Genomic DNA, 17,308 nt, shown 5'->3' with positions numbered 1-17,308 from the left:
ATACATTAAGCCAACCCCGGAACTATTACTTTCATGGTAGACGCTTGGTATGAGATTATTGGAACCATTACGAGGGTCGTCAATCAAGAAATGGACGCTGTCCTCTTGTGTATTCCAAACAATCCTATTTACCTGATCAGCCTGACTATGTAGGAAGGTACTCATTTCTAACAGTTCTTCGGGTGAATCGAAAATAAACTCTTTCATCACTAAATCATTAAAAACAAAATTTGTCTGACTCCTTTTTTCAAATGAGAACAATAGGTATCCTTTGATTTGATCCTCTTGTTCGAAACCAATGAGTCTATTTTCTGGATTTTTGAACATCACCTCTAGTTCGGCATCCGTTTTTACAAACATACCATTGGTTTGTTCCGCTATTTTGGTATAACATTCTGCAACTTTTTCTTTGTCTTCTATACTCAAAAACCGAAGATTTGATTTACTGGGCCCTTTCGGAAAACTTTGTGGTGAGATACGATACTGATGCATTTTCGGCCCATAACCGAAACCCATTTTCTTATAAAAATCAGGACGAAATGGGTACAGCAATACCATGCTTACTCCCTTTTCCAAGAAGATATTCATGAAGGATTCGATTAATTCTTTTGCGACTTTTTCTTTTTTATGTAAGAGATCAACGGCTACGAGGCCAACACCGCCAACGGGTATTATTTTTGAAAAAAGATTCATTTTATGGTAGTGAACCCGCATACCACCTAATAATTTGTTATTCCGAAATAATCCCATAAAATCCAATGACTCATCATTAAATTGCCGGTCGAATAACCTTTTAAATGTTTCTTCTTTCACCTCAGAGGATGGATTCATAATCCCGGGATATGCATTAGTAACAATATCTATGTAGTTTCGCATTTCTTGTTCATTCAATCTTCTTATCTCACTCATTGATCTCCCTCCCATATCTATGTCTGATATCTATAAAAATAACAATCTTTCTAAAAATTGTCATTAAAAAACCACTATGAATATGGAAACTTTCATAATGGTTTTTTATCAGTTACTAAACTATTTCACAGTCAAAGGAACGACCTTTTGCCCAATTGCGGCAATCAATTCTTTTGGCATTGGAAAGCTTAATGCAGCGGGGTCCTTCATGACCGCTGGAACCGCCAACTGAAGGGCCTCTTCGCTAATATTGAATTGTTTGAAATCAGAAGGTAATCCAACCTTATACTGAAGCAATTTAATTTTTCCAATCACTTTTGCTAACGCTGTTTGTGGAGTATCACCCTTTACATCCACATTCAAAGCTTGTGCTAATTCAGCAGCCCTTGGCAAATATAAATCTGGAACCATTTCCATGACTACTGGTAAAAACACTGCATTTGCCAGGCCATGCGGGATCCGGAACAAGGCCCCATAAGCGTGGGCCATATTGTGGACAGGAATCGCATTTAAGGCAAAACTGAATGCAGTGATTCCCATTAAGCTTGCCTGTAATAAATCCATACGAGCATCAAGGTTTGACCCATCCGTAACGGCAACCGGGAGATTTTTTTCAATTAGACGAATGGCATGGAGGGCATAGGCGTCAGTTAGACCTGTTCCTGTAGGTGAGACAAGCGCCTCGATCGCATGTGTTAATGCATCAAACCCTGTAAATGCCGTTATCACCGGCGGGAGTCCAACGGTTAAATCAGGATCCAAGATTGCCATATCGGCATTTATAAATGGATTAATAATATTCGTCTTCATTTGGATATCTTCATTAAAAATAACGGCAATCGGTGAAACCTCTGAACCAGTACCCGCTGTGGTCGGGATCGCAATATGCGGAATTGGCATGTAAGTTGCTTTAGGAAATGACTCATACAATAAGCCGCCGGGAATTGCCTCTTTAATATCCGTTAAACCCTTATGGAGCGCATATTTTACCCCTTTTACGGTATCAAGGACACTGCCTCCGCCAACCGCAAGTAAAGAATCAGCACGGATTTCTCTTGCATAGCGGACAGCTTCATTTATGCAGCGGCTTTCCGCATCCTGCTTTATATCTAAAAATTGGCCAACCAATTCTGGACCAGAACCATGTCCTGTCAGCGAAAAAATATCGGCCACTTTTCCAACGATACCTGCCGCCTCTAAACCTCTGTCACTTAAGAGGAGCACACGTTTAGCACCGAGACCTTCAAAAAGACTCGGGACCATCGCCATGGAGTTTGAACCACTATAAATTCCCGTACGTAACATAAACTGGGATAAGGTTGGTTTCATTGTCATCCTCACCTCTAAATTAGTTTTGGCCAAACGGAATTCCGTACCAATTGCGTCGCTCTAATTCCGGAGACATCGAAGTGTGAACATGCTTTACCTGGGCTCTTCAAAATCTATTTCTGTCTAGCACCAGCCCCTAGAGGCTCGGGAACAAATGCGCATGAACAGGCGCTTCCGATTCTCCTTACAATACACCTAACTCACTTTCTGAAAATCTATAAATCTCTTCGATTTTTTTGCCTTTCGCACGGGCTAAGATCTCCATTCGGACAGAGAGTTGTTTTAACGTATAGTTCATAGTGTCCTTCGGATCCCCTCCGAATGCACTTGTCTCCCTTCCTGCGATACCTTCTTGATTCAGCCTAATCGCTAATGGAGTCAGTTCGCCCATCTTGGCAGCCACAAAATCAAAGAGATGTGGATGCTCACAAATCAAGCGCTGCAATAGGAATGTTCCATAGCCGATATGCCTGGACTCATCCTTTTTTAAATTACCGATTCCCTCGAGCAGACCAGGCATGAAACCAGCAGTTTCTAGGGCCGCATAAAAGGAAAAATAGCCGGTCTCTGCTAAAACCCCTTCGACAAACATGTTGTAGACAACCGATGCCTCGGCAATGGCTTCTGGAGATTGGTCGGTGATAAGCCGTTCCATTGTCGATGGGAGAATTTCATAGAAAATCTTCTGGTAGGTTTCTGTATGAAATTCGGATAGGTCCCCTCGTTCCCCAATAGCATTCAATACTAACCGAAAAAATTCGGTATGTTTTGCTTCTTCGTATAAAAAAGTCGTTAAGAACATTTCTTCTTCAAGACGCCCTTCCTTCGCAATGGCCATTATTAAGGGAAGCAAGTCCAAAGTAACTGCCTCTTCACCAGCTTGAAATTGAGAAATCAACCGCAAGATATCTGCTTTCTGCTCGGCATTCATCACTTTCCAATCTCTTTGATCCTGACTGAAATCGATATCCGCCGGGTTCCACGTCCCTAACCGCTTTGCTTTTTGGTATAATCGGTACGGGAAAGAATCCTCTAGCAATCCTCGGCTGCTCGTTGTTAAGATGGTTCTTTTTTTCATTTTCCTTCTCCTCCTTTTTTCATTTACGGATTGATGACAATTTCTGATGCCTGCTTACGAAGATGCGTTTTTAATATTTTCCCGACACCATTCCTGGGTAGTGTCTCTAAAAAAACAATTCTTCGCGGTGTTTTGTTTTTCGCTAAATGGTCTTGGCAATAGATGATTAGTTCTTTCTCGGTTACTTCAGAGTCTGGCTTTTTTACGACACAGGCAACCATTTCTTCACCCATTCGTTCATCCGGAACACCCACAACGGCTGCCTCAAACACTTGTTCATGAGCATTCAATATTTCTTCGACATCACGAGGATACACATTAAAGCCGCCGCGAATAATTAAGTCCTTTTTTCGGTCAACAATATAGACATAGCCCTCGTCATCAATCCGCGCCATATCGCCTGTAAATAACCATGAATTCTTTAAAACTCTATTTGTTTCTTGCATATTTTGATAGTAGCCTGGCGTAACATTTTTACCACGGACAATTAGTTCCCCCACATCACCCATTGAAACTTCCTCGCCATTTTCATCGACAATTTTCACCTCTACCCCGGGAATCGGAATCCCAACAGAGCCTGGTTTTATTTCAATGCCTTTCCGGTGTGCAGTAACAACAGGAGCAGCCTCTGATAACCCATAGCCCTCGAAAACTTTTGCGCCAAATTTTTGTTCAAAAGCATGCATTAAGGCAACTGGCAGCGGCGCAGAACCGGAACCAACAGACTCAAGACTAGAGGTGTTAAATTGGTCAGCTCTTGGATAAGATACCATGGCATGAATCATCGCGGGAACGGCTGAGAATGTCTTCACTTTATACTTTTCAATGGACTTAAATACGGCTTCTATATCAAAGCTTGAAAAAATAACGATGGAGCTGCCAGTAAGATAACAAATATTCGAGATTGTCAGTCCATACACATGCGCAAGTGGCAGGACTCCAAGTGTGATACCCCGCTCAGTTTCATTATGTTTTGCTGAATTCTCGGCATTGGAATATAAGTTTTTATGTGTTAGAAGCACTCCTTTTGGATTTCCGGTCGTACCTGAGGTATACAGAATGACGGCTATATCATCCGCGTTCCATTTTTCATCAAGTTGATTTTTGGCAGGGACCAACGCATCATAAAAGTTTTTCGCCCGATCATCTGAAGGCTGATCCACAACAATCAACTGCGGTTTTTCTGGCAATCCTTCTAGTGACGTTTCAACATTACTCCGGACTGTGGAGGAAGTAATTACAGCTTTTGCCCCGGAATTCCGTGCGATGTAGTGAAGTTCCTTTGGATGGAGAGTAAACATAACCGGGACAATCGTCGCTCCCGCTCGAGTAATCCCTTGATAGGAAAAGAGGACCTCAGGACGATTGGGCATACAAACCATTACCCTGTCACCCTTAGCAATTCCAAGACTTTGCAAGCCACAAGCAAATTGGTCAGCGTAATGCTTCGTTTCAACATTTGTGAAGGTCTTTTCTTTGTAAAATAAAAAAGGATATTCACCGAATTCGGCGATATTTGTTTCTAGCAGGTCTTTTAACTCCACACCATCCGCTCCTTTTTTTATAATCTAGGCTCTGTTAAACTAGATCGACGATAAATAGCAACCGACCCTTTTGGTTCATTGCGTACCTGCTGTCTTTCTTCAAGTAAGTCCAAGTGGCCTTGTATTTGTGATAACCCTAGGAACACCGTTTTCCCGTGTAAACGAGGATACATTTCCTTGCAAATTTCATAGATGGTTTTATCACCGCTTGAAAGAATCGCTAGAATTTGCTCACACCGTTTTTCCTGTTCTAGTAATCTTGTTTTGATTAGTGACAAATGATCGCTAAATGACTCACCATGACCTGGGTAGATCATTTTCAGTGGCAGTCAGCTTACTCTTTCAAGCGAGTTTCGGTATTGCATTAACGGCCGTGGACGAATAACCTCGCCAGGATTAGGCGGCTCGATAAAGGCATTCACGGAAAAGGCCTTTAATAAATGATCGCCTGCAAATGTAGCGCCTGTTTCCTGGTTCCATAGTAAAATATCAGATTGACTATGTCCGGGAACATAAACCACTTCAAACTCCTTCCCACCTAAGAAAATTACATCATCCTCTGTTATATATGTAACATTCCTCCAATTATCCATTTTAAATGGACGTTCGATGATGTGCTTTAATGGATTGGCACCACAGCTCGTTAAAAACTGATGAAAAAATGCCTGTACTCGTTCATACTCTTCTATTCTTGCATTAATGGACCCACTTGCCTGTTCATGGACATAGATAGGCAACTCTATTTNNTATTTCTTCCTGTATGAAAGGGATTGCTCCCGCATGGTCGATATGAATGTGGGTAAGGACAATTTGATCAATATCCTTTAATGTAACTCCGTGCGTATGTAGTTTACTTTTAAGTTGTTGAAATGACGCCTTACCAGGGTTACCTGTATCAATTAATGTAACTGAATCACCAATTGCCAAAAAGGCATTAACCGTCCCCTCGGCGAAATGGGTTTCTAATTCAAGTGGAACAATTCTAAACAATCTGTTCCCCCTCCTTTCTCAAACACTATATAACAATTACTTTTGACAGGAGGATTGACCAAAGCACTATCAAAACTATATTTCTCCATCACACGAAATATGAATACGTTTTTCCTATTAGTCTCAAAATTTTTATTTTTTTCAAAAAATAATTTCAGTAAATGGCCCCCTTGAAAACATACGTAAATGAATTTACGTAAAAATAACAAGGGGGTATTCCATCATAAGCGATTATTTCTTCAACTTAATAGGGACAATTTTTCCATCCTCAATAGCTGCCACTTCTAGTTCTCCATCAAAACCGCCGCCAGCAAACTTCGTGAAGTCATAAATCTTTACATTATCAGGTATATTTTCAACTCCCGCTTGCATTTGCGCTTGGATTTTTTCAGCGTCATCGACGGATCCAGCTGCCTTCATCGCTTCTGCAAAAATATAGGTTGCAATATAATTTAGACCTGCTTCAGAGCCAGGGGTCTCCCCATACTTCTCCTTATATTTTTTTGCAAATTCAGGGATTGCAGGGCTATTTGATTCAACTAACGGCATGACCCCGATAGAACCATTTAGTACATCATAAGAACCAGTAACCGCTTTCATCTCATCGAATTTTGCTTGGTCCATCACAATGAATCCACCTTTAAATCCTAACTCTCTCGCTTGTTTCGCAACTTTCGCAGTTGGCTCAGAGGCACCGCCTATGAATAGCACATCTGGCTTTTTCTTTAACGCATTGGTGACGATAGTAAAGAAGTCTGTCTCTTTCGTAAAGTCGATAGAAGAATTATAAACAACCTTTCCACCTTCTTTTTCCCAATGAGCCTTTAGTTTGTCAGACCAATCCTTGCCATATTGTGAAGCTGTTGGCAGGAAGGCAATCTTCTTTCCGAACTTTTCCATTTCATAACTCGTGAAAGGTTCTAAGTATCCATCATAACGAGGGGGAATACGAACTGTCAGATTATTACCTACCTCTGAAACTTTTGGTTCACTCGTATAGGCACCGATGATAAATTTATCTTGTTGGTTGAATACCTGAAGGGCAAATACGCCTCCACTATGAGGTGTAAAAATAATTGGGGTTTTATTTTCCTGAATTAATCGCTTGGCATTGGCTCCTGCCTCATTCGGTAAGTATTTATCGTCTAATGATACGATATTTAGGTTATATTTTTTCCCGGCGACTTCAATCCCGCCTGCACTATTAATCTCCTCGGCAGCCATCTTCACACCGTTCAAGGTTCGCTCCCCATAGAATGCAGCCGGCCCGCTTAATGGTCCAGTATAACCAATGTTAACGGTAGCAGCGCCATCATTTTTACCGCCTGCAGCTGGTTTGGTGTTAGCTGGTTTTTCGGAAGTACTATTACATGCTGCCAAACTAAAGATCATGACAAAGATAAAACCCATCATTAACAGAGACTTGAATCTTTTCATTTCATTTCCCCCTTTTATTTACCTGAATTTTCAGTTACTTTTAATGATAAATCGACCGTTCTTCACCCCTTTTAAAAGCATGGTTTGTCATGCCCCAATGTAAGCTTTTCTTACTCGATCGTTTGCAAATAACTCCTGGGATGTGCCTTGTAATACAATGGAGCCACTTTCAAAAACATAGCCTTTATCAGCTATTTTTAGAGCAGCATTCGCATTTTGTTCTGCTAACAATATAGTCGTTCCCTCTTTATTAATCTTTTGAATCACCGTAAACATTTGCTCTACAATGAGTGGGGCAAGTCCTACAGATGGTTCATCGAGAAGCATCAGCTTCGGTTTTGACATTAATGCCCTGCCTATAGCTAACATTTGCTGCTGTCCTCCGCTTAGAGAACCCGCTGCATCATTTCTTTTTTCATGTAAGATGGGAAAAAGTTCGTATACATGCAAAAGTGAATGTTTGATTTCTACTTTATGGCGCCGATGAATGTAGGCACCCATTCGCAGGTTTTCCTCAACAGACATGGCAGGAAAAAGCTTTCTCCCTTCTGGGCATTGACCTATACCTAATTGGACAATTTGATCAGCTGATCGCTTGTTTAGTTTTTTTTCTTGAAAAGTGATCTCTCCAGCTGAGGGCTTGTTTAATCCGCTAATCGTACGAAAGATGGTGCTTTTTCCAGCGCCATTTGAACCTAATAAGACGACGATTTCCCCTTCGTTTACTTCGATATTCACGTCATGAATGGCGGTAAAGCTTCCATATTTGACAAAGACATCTTTTAAATTAAGCAATCGCGCTCCCTCCCAAATAAGCCTTAATTACCATCTCGTTGTTACGAATTTCATCAGGGCTTCCTTCAGCAATCTTTTCACCGTAATTCAAAACCATAATTTTATCTGCAATTTTCATGATCATTTGCATCTTGTGCTCGATTAAACACACCGTAATTCCGGAAGAGACCATTTTTTTCATTAACTCGGCGAGGCCTTCTGTTTCATCGGGATTAACCCCTGCTGCTGGTTCGTCTAGAAAGACAACCTCAGGATCGGTTGCAAGGGCTAACGCAAAGGCGGTTCGTTTTTTCTCTTCTTGCGTTAAACTGCCAACTAGTTTACTGGCAACATTTTTTAATTCCACAAATTCGAGTACTTCCATTGCTTTTTCGCGGCATTGTGCTTCCTCCGATTTAAGACGTGGTGTCCTAAAGATAGCATCCAGCAAGTTTGATTTTGTCCGTAACCGATGCCCGACTATGACATTGTCCAAAACGGTTGATTGCTCAAAAAGATTGGTTGTTTGAAACGTGCGGGCCACCCCCAACTTTGCAATTTTATCGGAAGGTAAGGTGGTAATATCTTGGCTATTAAAAATGACTGAACCTGAGCTCGGTCGATGAAAGCCGCTAATTAAGTTAAAAAATGTAGATTTCCCTGCCCCATTGGGACCAATTATGGCATTGATTTTCCCTTTTTCGATTGCAAAATCAACATTGTTTACAGCTATTAGTCCTCCGAATCTTTTTGTTAAATTCTTCGTTTCTAAAAAAATCATTTTCACCCCTCCTTTACCTGCTTGTCAGGGTGTATTTCAGCCCTGATTGCGCCATTCCCACTAACTTTTGTCCTGTGCAGTTCCTTTTTCCCCTTAAGCTTTGTATACGCGCTTGAAACAGCACCGACAATTCCACGCGGGTAAAAAATGACCAACAAGGTTAAAACAGGACCAAAAATGAGCATCCGGTACTCCTGAAAACCCTGCAGTTGCTGTGAGAGCCAAACAATAAGCAGTGTTCCCACAAGCGGCCCACTTAAGGTACCAATCCCGCCAATAAGTAAATAGGTTAGTAAATCAAAGGTAATTGAAATGGATCCAATATCTGGTCCGATAAAGCGGACAAAAGAGGCATAAAGGGCCCCAGACAGACCGGCAAACAGGGTTGATAACACGAAGACTGTTAGTTTATTTTTCATCGTTGAGATTCCAATCGTCTTCGCTAAATCTTCACTATTACGAATGGCGATATAGGTTCTTCCAGATAAAGAATGCACAATTCGATACATAACAAGTACTACAAGGAGCAAGAAAAACAAGACCAAATAATAATGAGAGATCTCGGATTCAAAATTAATTGGACCAATTCCTGCCGGTGCTGGAATCCCAATCAGCCCCCGTACCCCTTCCGTTAAGCTATCCCATTTATCGATAATAAGATAAAGGATATATCCTAAGCACAAAGTATAGATGGCGAAAAAGTGTTCCTTCGTCCGAAAGGAGATGATGCCCACAACAAGTCCGATTAGACTAGTAATGAATAAGGATAATAGAAAGGCTAGCCAAAAATTCAACTGCACTTTTACCGTTAAGATCCCTAATGAATAGGCTCCTATCGCAAAGAAGCCTGCATGTGCCAATGATAGATAGCCGGTATAACCCGCGAGTAAATTTAGCCCGTAGACACCAATCATCCAAATAAACGAGAGGGTCATGACGTGAACTAAGTAGGTGTTATTAGTCAATAAAGGAAATACAACAGCCAGTAAAATTAAAAAAGAAATGGTGTTTCTTTGGTTAATTACCTTTGACATTAATGCTGGCCCCCCTTTGAAAACAATCCGGTTGGCTTTACAGTTAATATAATGACTAAGAGGACGAAGGCAATAATGTCCTTGTAGTCATTTGAAACATAGGTCGCACCTAAGCTCTCGCTAAATCCTAAAATATACCCTCCGACAATGGCTCCAGGAATACTTCCCATACCGCCAAGGATAATGATGACAAACGCTTTTAAAATAACAAGTTGTCCCATTCCTGGGAATACTAAATTAATAGGTGCAGAGAGGGAGCTGGCAATCGCAGCAAGACCACCAGAAATCATAAAGGTAAGCATCGCAACCTTGTTTGTGTTAATCCCAACCAGATTGGCTCCTTCTCGATTTTGGGACATCGCGATAACAGTTGCCCCAGTATAGGTCTTTTTTAAGAAAAGGTATAAAAGGACCATGACAACTATAGCTGCAACAACGATGAGAATTCGCTGCATCGTAAATGTTAACCCAAGGATCTGGACGACCTCTCCGTAAGGTGTTGGCATTGACTGGTATTCAGCACCCCAATAAAATTGGGCGAAGGCTTCTAAGAATAGTAGAATTCCAATTGCAGCAATCTTATCGTGGATGGGCGGCGCTTCTCTAAGCGGATGAAAAACAAACCTTTCCATCAAAACTCCTATGAGACCAACAACAAGAACAGAAACGAAAATGGCAATCCAATAATGTAGTCCAAATTTTGTCATCATCGTTAAGGTTATGTATCCACCCATCATGTATAAGGCTCCATGCGCAAAATTTGGAATGTGCAGAATTCCATAAACTAGTGTTAATCCTAGGGCAACAAGAGCGTATACGCTGCCGATGGTTAAACCATTAAATAACTGTTGTATAAGTATCTCCATAGTCTCCCCCTTTAACCTTTGTCAAAGTAGTCTATTCAAAGGTATGAACAGGGAGCTTCCAATTGGCGCTCCCCTTGTTGAGATAAGTTACTGAACTTTATTTGAGACTTTCACTTTTTCCTCTTCTTGGAGGGTGCGCCATAATATTTTGCCGCTTGATGTTATTGGGAACTGCTTTCTGAACTCAATTTGTCTCGGGTATTTATAAGCAGCCATATGTTGTTTCGACCATTCGATTATTTCCTCTGCACTGACTTTCCCTTCAAAGCCGTTGTTTAAAATAACAAAGGCCTTTACCGTTTCACCCCGTCTTGGATCTGGCACACCTACAACACAGGCCTGTTGAATGGCCGGATGCTTATAGAGGTAAGATTCAACCTCGGTTGGCCAAACCTTATATCCCGAAGCATTGATCATACGTTTGACACGATCTACGATAAAGAAATAGCCTTCTTCGTCATAACGGCCGATATCACCAGTTCGAAAGAATTTTTTTCCATCGATATCAATAAAGGAACTTCTATTTTCATCATCGCGATTAAAGTAGCCAACCATTACCTGCGGTCCGTTTACGACAATTTCTCCGACTTCCCCGACACCTAGTTCTTTTCCAGTCGCAGGTTCGATGATTCTAGCATCGACATCAAATGATGGAATGCCCAGGCATTGCATTTTTGGTCGTTCAGCTGGATTGAAATGGGTCTGTGCAATCGTTTCGGAAAGACCATAGCCTTCGACAAAGCGCAATCCAGTTAGATTAAATAATTTTTCACCAACAGCTTCAGGTAAGGCAGCGCCCCCGCCGGAAATGGAAGTTAACGAGGAAATATCCTCTGCTTTTAGTTTTGGATTAGAAAGGAAATCAACAATCATTGTCGCTATTGTCACCCAGTGGGTACAATTTAGTGTTTTTATCATTTCGACTGCAAGGTCTCGATTCCATCGTGTCAGGATGACCATCGTGCTCCCGCTGTAGATAGGCATATGCATACTGTGGACCATTCCTGTTACGTGAAAAAGAGGCAGGGACATTAAATGAACAGCATTTGGTGTTGATGATGACCAGTGGTATGCACCCACTGTGTTTGCATTGATTGTTCGGTTCGTATGCAAACAGCCTTTTGGCAGACCTGTTGTCCCTGAGGTATACGGTAGACAGGCTAAATCATCGCCTTTGGCAGTATGCTCTGTTGGTGTAAGATTTGCCAGAATCGCCTCATTCCAAAGATAATGCCCATCATTTGAAAAAGGAACTCGGGCAGCATCTACCTCTTTCGGCAGCAATCCTTCGAAACCTTCGCCGGCATAATCGGAGTAGGCGGCAATGACCATATTCTCTAACGAAGTATTCCCTACCAATGGACGGATTCGGTCATATAGTTCCTGCCCCGCTAAAGCGGTCTTGATTTCACAATCACGTACATAAAATTCTAATTCATCTGCGACTAACATGGGATTGATTGGAACAACCACGGCATTAGCTCGTAAAATCGCATAGTAGCCAATCACAAACTGCGGTGAATTCTGCATAAAAAGTAAAACCTTTTCGCCTTTTTGGACGCCGAGTTTGTGTTGCAGATACCCAGCCAAAGCGTTTACTTCGGTATCAAGCTGCTCGTAGGATAATGTTTTCCCATAGTAGTAAATAGCATATTGGTCAGGGTAGCGGTTTGCACTGACTTTAAGATTGTCATACAGGGAAGTAGAGGGAACTTTTAAAGATTTAGAGATTTTTGGCCAAAAATCATAATGAAGAGTCAGCATGGACATCACTCCTTGTTTTATAGAATGGTAGAGCTTATTGTAAACGCTGTCATTTTATGAAAACCCTATTTTCTTTTTTTTAACTTAGAAGGAGACAATGTTGCCTCCTTTTCTCAGGGTGACTGTCACCATGATTTATTCTCGTTCAATAATCGTAGCAATCCCTTGTCCGCCGCCGATACAAGCGGTAATCAGCGCGTATTTACCGGCTGATCGTTTTAGTTCATAGACTGCTTTTGTAACAAGGATGGCACCTGTTGCCCCGAGTGGATGTCCATGGGCGATGGCGCCGCCGTTTACATTGACTTTTTCAAGGTCCATCTCGAGTTCGCGATTACAGGCTAAGACCTGTGCCGCAAATGCTTCATTTATTTCAATAACGTCCATATCTTTTAACGAATACCCTGATTTTTCGAGTACCTTTTTTACAGCAGGAACGGGTCCGATTCCCATAATATTCGGGNNTTCGGGTCTACACCGGCAACAGCATATGCTCGGATCACCGAAAGCGGAGTTAGATTTAATTCCTCTGCTTTTTCTCTTGACATTATCACAAGTGCTGATGCCGCATCATTTAAGCCGGAACTATTTCCTGCAGTAACGGTACCGCCTTTTAGAAAAGCTGGCTGCAGCTTTGCCAATGCCTCATAAGTTGTTTGCGGGCGCGGATGTTCGTCCATGTTAAAAATGACTGGTTCACCCTTTTTTACTGGAATTGTGATTGGAACAATTTGCTCATCGAACCGCCCTTCCTGGATCGCAATCGCCATTCGCTGTTGGCTTTGAAGAGAGAAATGATCCTGCTCTTCTCTAGTAATCTGATATTTTTCCACCAGGTTTTCAGCCGTAATGCCCATTGGCGGGTCCCCAATTTCTTTTGATGACAACTGTGATTTTCTAAAACTTGGCGGTACAGGGCTGAACGGTTTTTCGGGCCGATCCATCAAATAGGGTGCGCGGCTCATGCTTTCAGTTCCGCCCGCAATATAGATATCGCCATCACCAGCACGAATCGCTTGAGCGGCTAGATTAATTGCATTAATTCCTGACCCGCACTGTCGGTCAACTGTTATGCCTGGTAACTCTAGTGATAACCCTGTCTGGAGGGCTGTTAATCTAGCAATATTTCCACCGCCTGAAAGAACATTTCCAAAAATAACATCATCAACCATCTCAGGTTTAATATTTGCGCGTTTAACGGCTTCTTTAATGGCCTCTGCACCTAATACATGGGCAGGAACACCAGCAAGAGCACTTCCCTGTCTGCCAATCGCGGTTCTTACAGCTGAAACAATGACTGCATCTCTCTTCATAGCTCTTTCACCTCTTGAATTTGCAATTTTTATTACAAGTTGAACATTTTCAGGAAAAATTATCGATTTTTCTGTATCCAAAACCCTTAAAAGATCCATTTATTGGTGTAAACGGGATTCTAACAGCGAATTTCTTGGTTCTATCAGCGAATTTTCCAGTTCAATCCGCAAATTCATAATTCTACGAGCAAATTCCCTGTTCAATGGGCGAATACCGTAGTTCTACGGGCGAATTTCCCGAATTTATGAGCGAATTCCTTAGTTTTATGGGAGAATTCTCCACTTCAATGAGCGAATCCCCTACATCGCATGTGCGCCGCCATCGACGACCACGACATCACCTGTTACAAAATCGGAAGCTGGTGCAGCAAGGAATAAGGCAACGCCTTTAAGGTCATTTTCAGTACCAAATTTTCTTAATGGTGTTCCTTCTAGAATTGCTTCTCCCCCTTGATCCAACAACCCTTTGGACATTTTTGTCGGGAAAAATCCTGGGGCGATTGCATTTACATAAATACCGCTAGGACCCCATTTGACTGCCAAGTCCTTCGTAAAAGTAATCACTGCCCCTTTGCTAGAGTTATAGCCAATCGCATTCATATACTTTGGGTTACTTCCTTTTAAACCAGCCACAGAAGCAATGTTGATTATTTTTCCAGATTTTTGTTGAAGCATTACTTTGCCGACCGCTTGTGACATTAAGAATGTACCAGTTACATTGACATCCATGACCTTTTTCCAAGCTTCGAGCGGCATTTCCTCTACTGGAGCGCCCCAAGAGGCACCACTATTGTTGACAAGAATATCAATTCTCCCAAATCGTTCCATTGTCTGTTCGACAACCTTCCTAACATCCTCCGGGTTGGTAACATCACATTTTAAGGCGAAGGTATCCACCCCTAGTTTTTTCAGCCCATCACTTACTTCCTCACAGGCCTCCAATTTTCTTGAACAAACCACTACATGTGCACCCGCTTCGGCAAAGCCTTCGGCTATCTGCTGGCCAAGTCCCCTGCCGCCCCCTGTAACAATGGCAACTTTTCCTGTTAAATCAAACAACGCTTTTACATTCATCTATCGTTCCTCCTTTTTAAAAAAATCAAGCTATTCGAGCTCCTTGTTCATTCTTTTGGTGAACTGCATCCTGCTCTCTCACCCCAAATACTAACCAGTTGGTATGTAGATATTCATTATAATATCAAAATTTTCATAATATTCAACATCTAATGATTCGTCAATTTTTTCATTAATATTGTAAAAACATTTTAACTAGATTATTAAAAGGACGAATAGTCATTTAAGCCGTCAACTTTCCCACCAATAAAAGGTTTATTCTTTTAACATTAAATTTGCTGCCTGTATCTGCGAAAAAACCAGCAGCAATTGGATACTAATATTCATCAAAGAAGTTCAACCATGATCGCCATTCCTTGTCCCCCTCCGACACAAAGCGTGGCGATTCCCCTTTTTTCCTCCCGTCGTGCCAGTTCATAGATTAAGGTCGTCATTATCTTTGCCCCGGTTTCCCCAAGCGGGTGGCCTAAAGCAATAGCCCCGCCATTTACATTCACACGATCGACATCCAATTCAAGTTCGCGGATTACCGCAAGTGCTTGTGAAGCAAATGCCTCATTTAATTCGATCAAGTCAATTTCATTCAAGGATCGACCTGTACGTTCCAGTAATTTTTTCACGGCTGGAAAAGGTCCAATGCCCATCAATTCTGGAGTAACCCCCGCAGCTGCCCAGTCTATGATTTTTGCAATTGGCTTCAAACCTAACCGTGATGCATGGTTGCTAGAAGTAAGGACCAAAACTGATGCTCCATCATTTCGACCACAGGCATTTCCAGCCGTAACCGTCCCATTTTCTTTAAATACCGGTTTAAGCTTGCTTAGTGATTCAATAGTGGTTTCCGATCTAGGGTGCTCATCTTCACTAAATAGAAAGGACTTCTTTTTTCCTGTTATTTGAATGGGAACTACTTCATCCCTGAACTTATTTTTTTTAATCGCTGCTGCTGCTCGTCGCTGGCTTTCAAGGGCGAACGCATCTTGATCTGAGCGTGAAATATTGTATCGTTCAGCAACATTTTCAGCAGTAATCCCCATACCCAATTGACTTCCGTAAATCTCATGAGGCTGCTGGCCTGCTTCTATATTTGAATCGACAAGTTTTGCATTGTCCCCGCCGAATCGTGTATTTCTTAGGTACACAGGAGCATTACTCATACTTTCCGTACCCCCAGCGACAACAATATCTGCTTGTCCAAAAGCGATTTGCTGGGCAGCTGAGGCGACAGCCTGCATACCAGATGCACATAAGCGATTAATCGAAAAAGCAGTGGCAGTGATAGGTACTCCTGCTCTTAACGCCGCAACTCTCGCTACATTAGAGGATTCAGTTGACTGCCTCACTTCTCCCAAAATCACTTCGTCCACTTGACTAGCTAGAATCCCTGCCCTTTTAATTGCCTCCTCGATTACAATCGCGCCAAGATGTCCGGAATTAAGATCTTTTAGTGAACCCCCATATCTGCCAATAGGTGTCCGAACAGCACTTAAAATGACAATATCCTTCATCCCATTACCCTCTTTTCTCTAGATAAATAGATTAGCTGTATTCCTTTTCTAATTGCGCGGCAATGATATTTTTCTGAATTTCCGATGTTCCCTCATAGATTCTCGTGATCCGGGCATCTCGATAAAACCGTTCGACCGGATAATCGGCAATATAGCCAAGCCCGCCGTGTATTTGCACAGCCTTATCAGCGATGCGGTTGTACACCTCTGAACCATAGAGTTTGAGCATGGCAGCCTCTTTAATGACCTTCATCTCTTTATCTACCATCCAGGCGACACGATAGGTAAATGAACGCAGCGCTTCAATTTCAACTGCCATTTCGGCGAGCATATGGCTGACTGCCTGGTTCGTAATAATTGGTTTTCCAAATTGAATCCGTTCCTTTGCATATCTCGTCGACATGTCTAGGAGCTTTTGACAGGATCCCAGATTACGAGACGCGAGTCCAGCCCGGCCATTTGTCAGAATTTTCAATGCATTGACATAGCCTTGTCCCTCTATCCCTAATACATTTTCGACTGGGACTTCACAATCCTCGAAAATTAATTCTGCAGAATGCGAACCCCTCAAGCCCATTTTTTTCTCAATTGACCCTATTTTGAGCCCAGGAAAGTCTTTTTCAACAATAAACGAAGTAATGCCCTTCACACCCTTTCCCGGGTCAGTTGTTGCCATCACGGTAAACACTCTCGCCTCTGTCGCATTCGTGATATAATGTTTCAAGCCATTTAAAATGTATTTATCCCCCTTTCTTACCGCAGTTGTTTTTAAGTTGGCCGCGTTTGAGCCTGCTTCTGGTTCGGTTAAAGCAAATGCTCCAATCTTTTCACCGCTTGCCATTTCAGGAAGATATTTTTTCTTTTGATGTTCATTACCCAATTCAACGATTCCAACAGTTCCGATCCC

General features: G+C 42.0%; 16 protein-coding genes and 1 pseudogene. All 17 read right to left on the bottom strand.

The genetic code is table 11. The features are described from left to right. Positions 1 to 909: GNAT family N-acetyltransferase (locus V7137_RS19830; RefSeq protein WP_335699672.1), on the bottom strand; the 909-nt coding region annotated here is incomplete at its 3' end. Positions 910 to 1,029: 120 nt separating this feature from the next. Beyond that, complete coding sequence (locus V7137_RS19825) at positions 1,030 to 2,238, bottom strand: iron-containing alcohol dehydrogenase (protein WP_335699671.1); 1,209 nt, start codon at positions 2,236 to 2,238, stop codon at positions 1,030 to 1,032. Between the two features lie 184 nt (positions 2,239 to 2,422). Then, positions 2,423 to 3,316, bottom strand: a complete 894-nt coding sequence (locus V7137_RS19820) for a R2-like ligand-binding oxidase (RefSeq protein ID WP_335699670.1) — start codon at positions 3,314 to 3,316, stop codon at positions 2,423 to 2,425. A 23-nt stretch (positions 3,317 to 3,339) separates the two neighbouring features. Next, positions 3,340 to 4,860, bottom strand: a complete 1,521-nt coding sequence (locus V7137_RS19815) for a long-chain-fatty-acid--CoA ligase (RefSeq protein ID WP_335699669.1) — start codon at positions 4,858 to 4,860, stop codon at positions 3,340 to 3,342. Between the two features lie 17 nt (positions 4,861 to 4,877). After that, a complete protein-coding gene (locus tag V7137_RS19810) occupies positions 4,878 to 5,177 on the bottom strand; it encodes a hypothetical protein (RefSeq protein WP_335699668.1) in 300 nt (99 codons plus the stop codon). Between the two features lie 12 nt (positions 5,178 to 5,189). Further along, positions 5,190 to 5,597 (bottom strand): MBL fold metallo-hydrolase, encoded by a 408-nt coding sequence (locus V7137_RS19805; RefSeq protein ID WP_335699667.1) that lies wholly within the window; start codon positions 5,595 to 5,597, stop codon positions 5,190 to 5,192. Continuing rightward, positions 5,578 to 5,787 carry an MBL fold metallo-hydrolase gene (locus tag V7137_RS19800; protein ID WP_438825622.1) on the bottom strand — a complete coding sequence of 70 codons (210 nt, stop codon included), beginning with the start codon at positions 5,785 to 5,787 and terminating at the stop codon, positions 5,578 to 5,580. Before V7137_RS19800 ends, V7137_RS19805 begins: the two co-directional genes overlap by 20 nt. Positions 5,788 to 6,081: 294 nt before the next feature. Next, on the bottom strand, positions 6,082 to 7,287 hold the full coding sequence (locus tag V7137_RS19795; protein ID WP_335699665.1) for an ABC transporter substrate-binding protein: 1,206 nt from the start codon (positions 7,285 to 7,287) through the stop codon (positions 6,082 to 6,084). Positions 7,288 to 7,374: 87 nt separating this feature from the next. After that, positions 7,375 to 8,082, bottom strand: a complete 708-nt coding sequence (locus tag V7137_RS19790; RefSeq protein ID WP_335699664.1) for an ABC transporter ATP-binding protein — start codon at positions 8,080 to 8,082, stop codon at positions 7,375 to 7,377. Next, entirely contained in the window at positions 8,075 to 8,842 is a 768-nt protein-coding gene (locus V7137_RS19785) for an ABC transporter ATP-binding protein (protein ID WP_335699663.1), read from the bottom strand. The genes V7137_RS19790 and V7137_RS19785 overlap by 8 nt, the downstream gene beginning before the upstream one ends. 2 nt (positions 8,843 to 8,844) lie before the next feature. Continuing rightward, positions 8,845 to 9,876, bottom strand: coding sequence for a branched-chain amino acid ABC transporter permease (locus V7137_RS19780; protein ID WP_335699662.1), 1,032 nt, complete (start codon positions 9,874 to 9,876; stop codon positions 8,845 to 8,847). Beyond that, on the bottom strand, positions 9,876 to 10,742 hold the full coding sequence (locus tag V7137_RS19775) for a branched-chain amino acid ABC transporter permease (RefSeq protein ID WP_335699661.1): 867 nt from the start codon (positions 10,740 to 10,742) through the stop codon (positions 9,876 to 9,878). Before V7137_RS19775 ends, V7137_RS19780 begins: the two co-directional genes overlap by 1 nt. 87 nt (positions 10,743 to 10,829) lie before the next feature. Beyond that, complete coding sequence (locus V7137_RS19770; RefSeq protein ID WP_335699660.1) at positions 10,830 to 12,506, bottom strand: long-chain fatty acid--CoA ligase; 1,677 nt, start codon at positions 12,504 to 12,506, stop codon at positions 10,830 to 10,832. 135 nt (positions 12,507 to 12,641) lie between these two features. After that, a pseudogene (locus V7137_RS19765) lies at positions 12,642 to 13,819 on the bottom strand (thiolase family protein). A 300-nt stretch (positions 13,820 to 14,119) separates the two neighbouring features. Continuing rightward, positions 14,120 to 14,893 (bottom strand): SDR family oxidoreductase, encoded by a 774-nt coding sequence (locus V7137_RS19760; RefSeq protein WP_335699659.1) that lies wholly within the window; start codon positions 14,891 to 14,893, stop codon positions 14,120 to 14,122. Positions 14,894 to 15,219: 326 nt separating this feature from the next. After that, positions 15,220 to 16,401 carry a thiolase family protein gene (locus tag V7137_RS19755; RefSeq protein WP_335699658.1) on the bottom strand — a complete coding sequence of 394 codons (1,182 nt, stop codon included), beginning with the start codon at positions 16,399 to 16,401 and terminating at the stop codon, positions 15,220 to 15,222. Positions 16,402 to 16,432: 31 nt separating this feature from the next. Then, positions 16,433 to 17,308, bottom strand: an 876-nt coding sequence (locus V7137_RS19750) for an acyl-CoA dehydrogenase family protein (RefSeq protein ID WP_335699657.1), incomplete at its 5' end; no start/stop codon positions are given.

It is taken from the genome of Neobacillus drentensis (assembly GCF_036962765.1).
Taxonomy (GTDB): domain Bacteria; phylum Bacillota; class Bacilli; order Bacillales; family Cytobacillaceae; genus Neobacillus; species Neobacillus drentensis_C.
The sequence above is the reverse complement of the archived record's forward strand: the minus strand, read 5'-3'. Positions and strand labels throughout refer to the sequence as shown.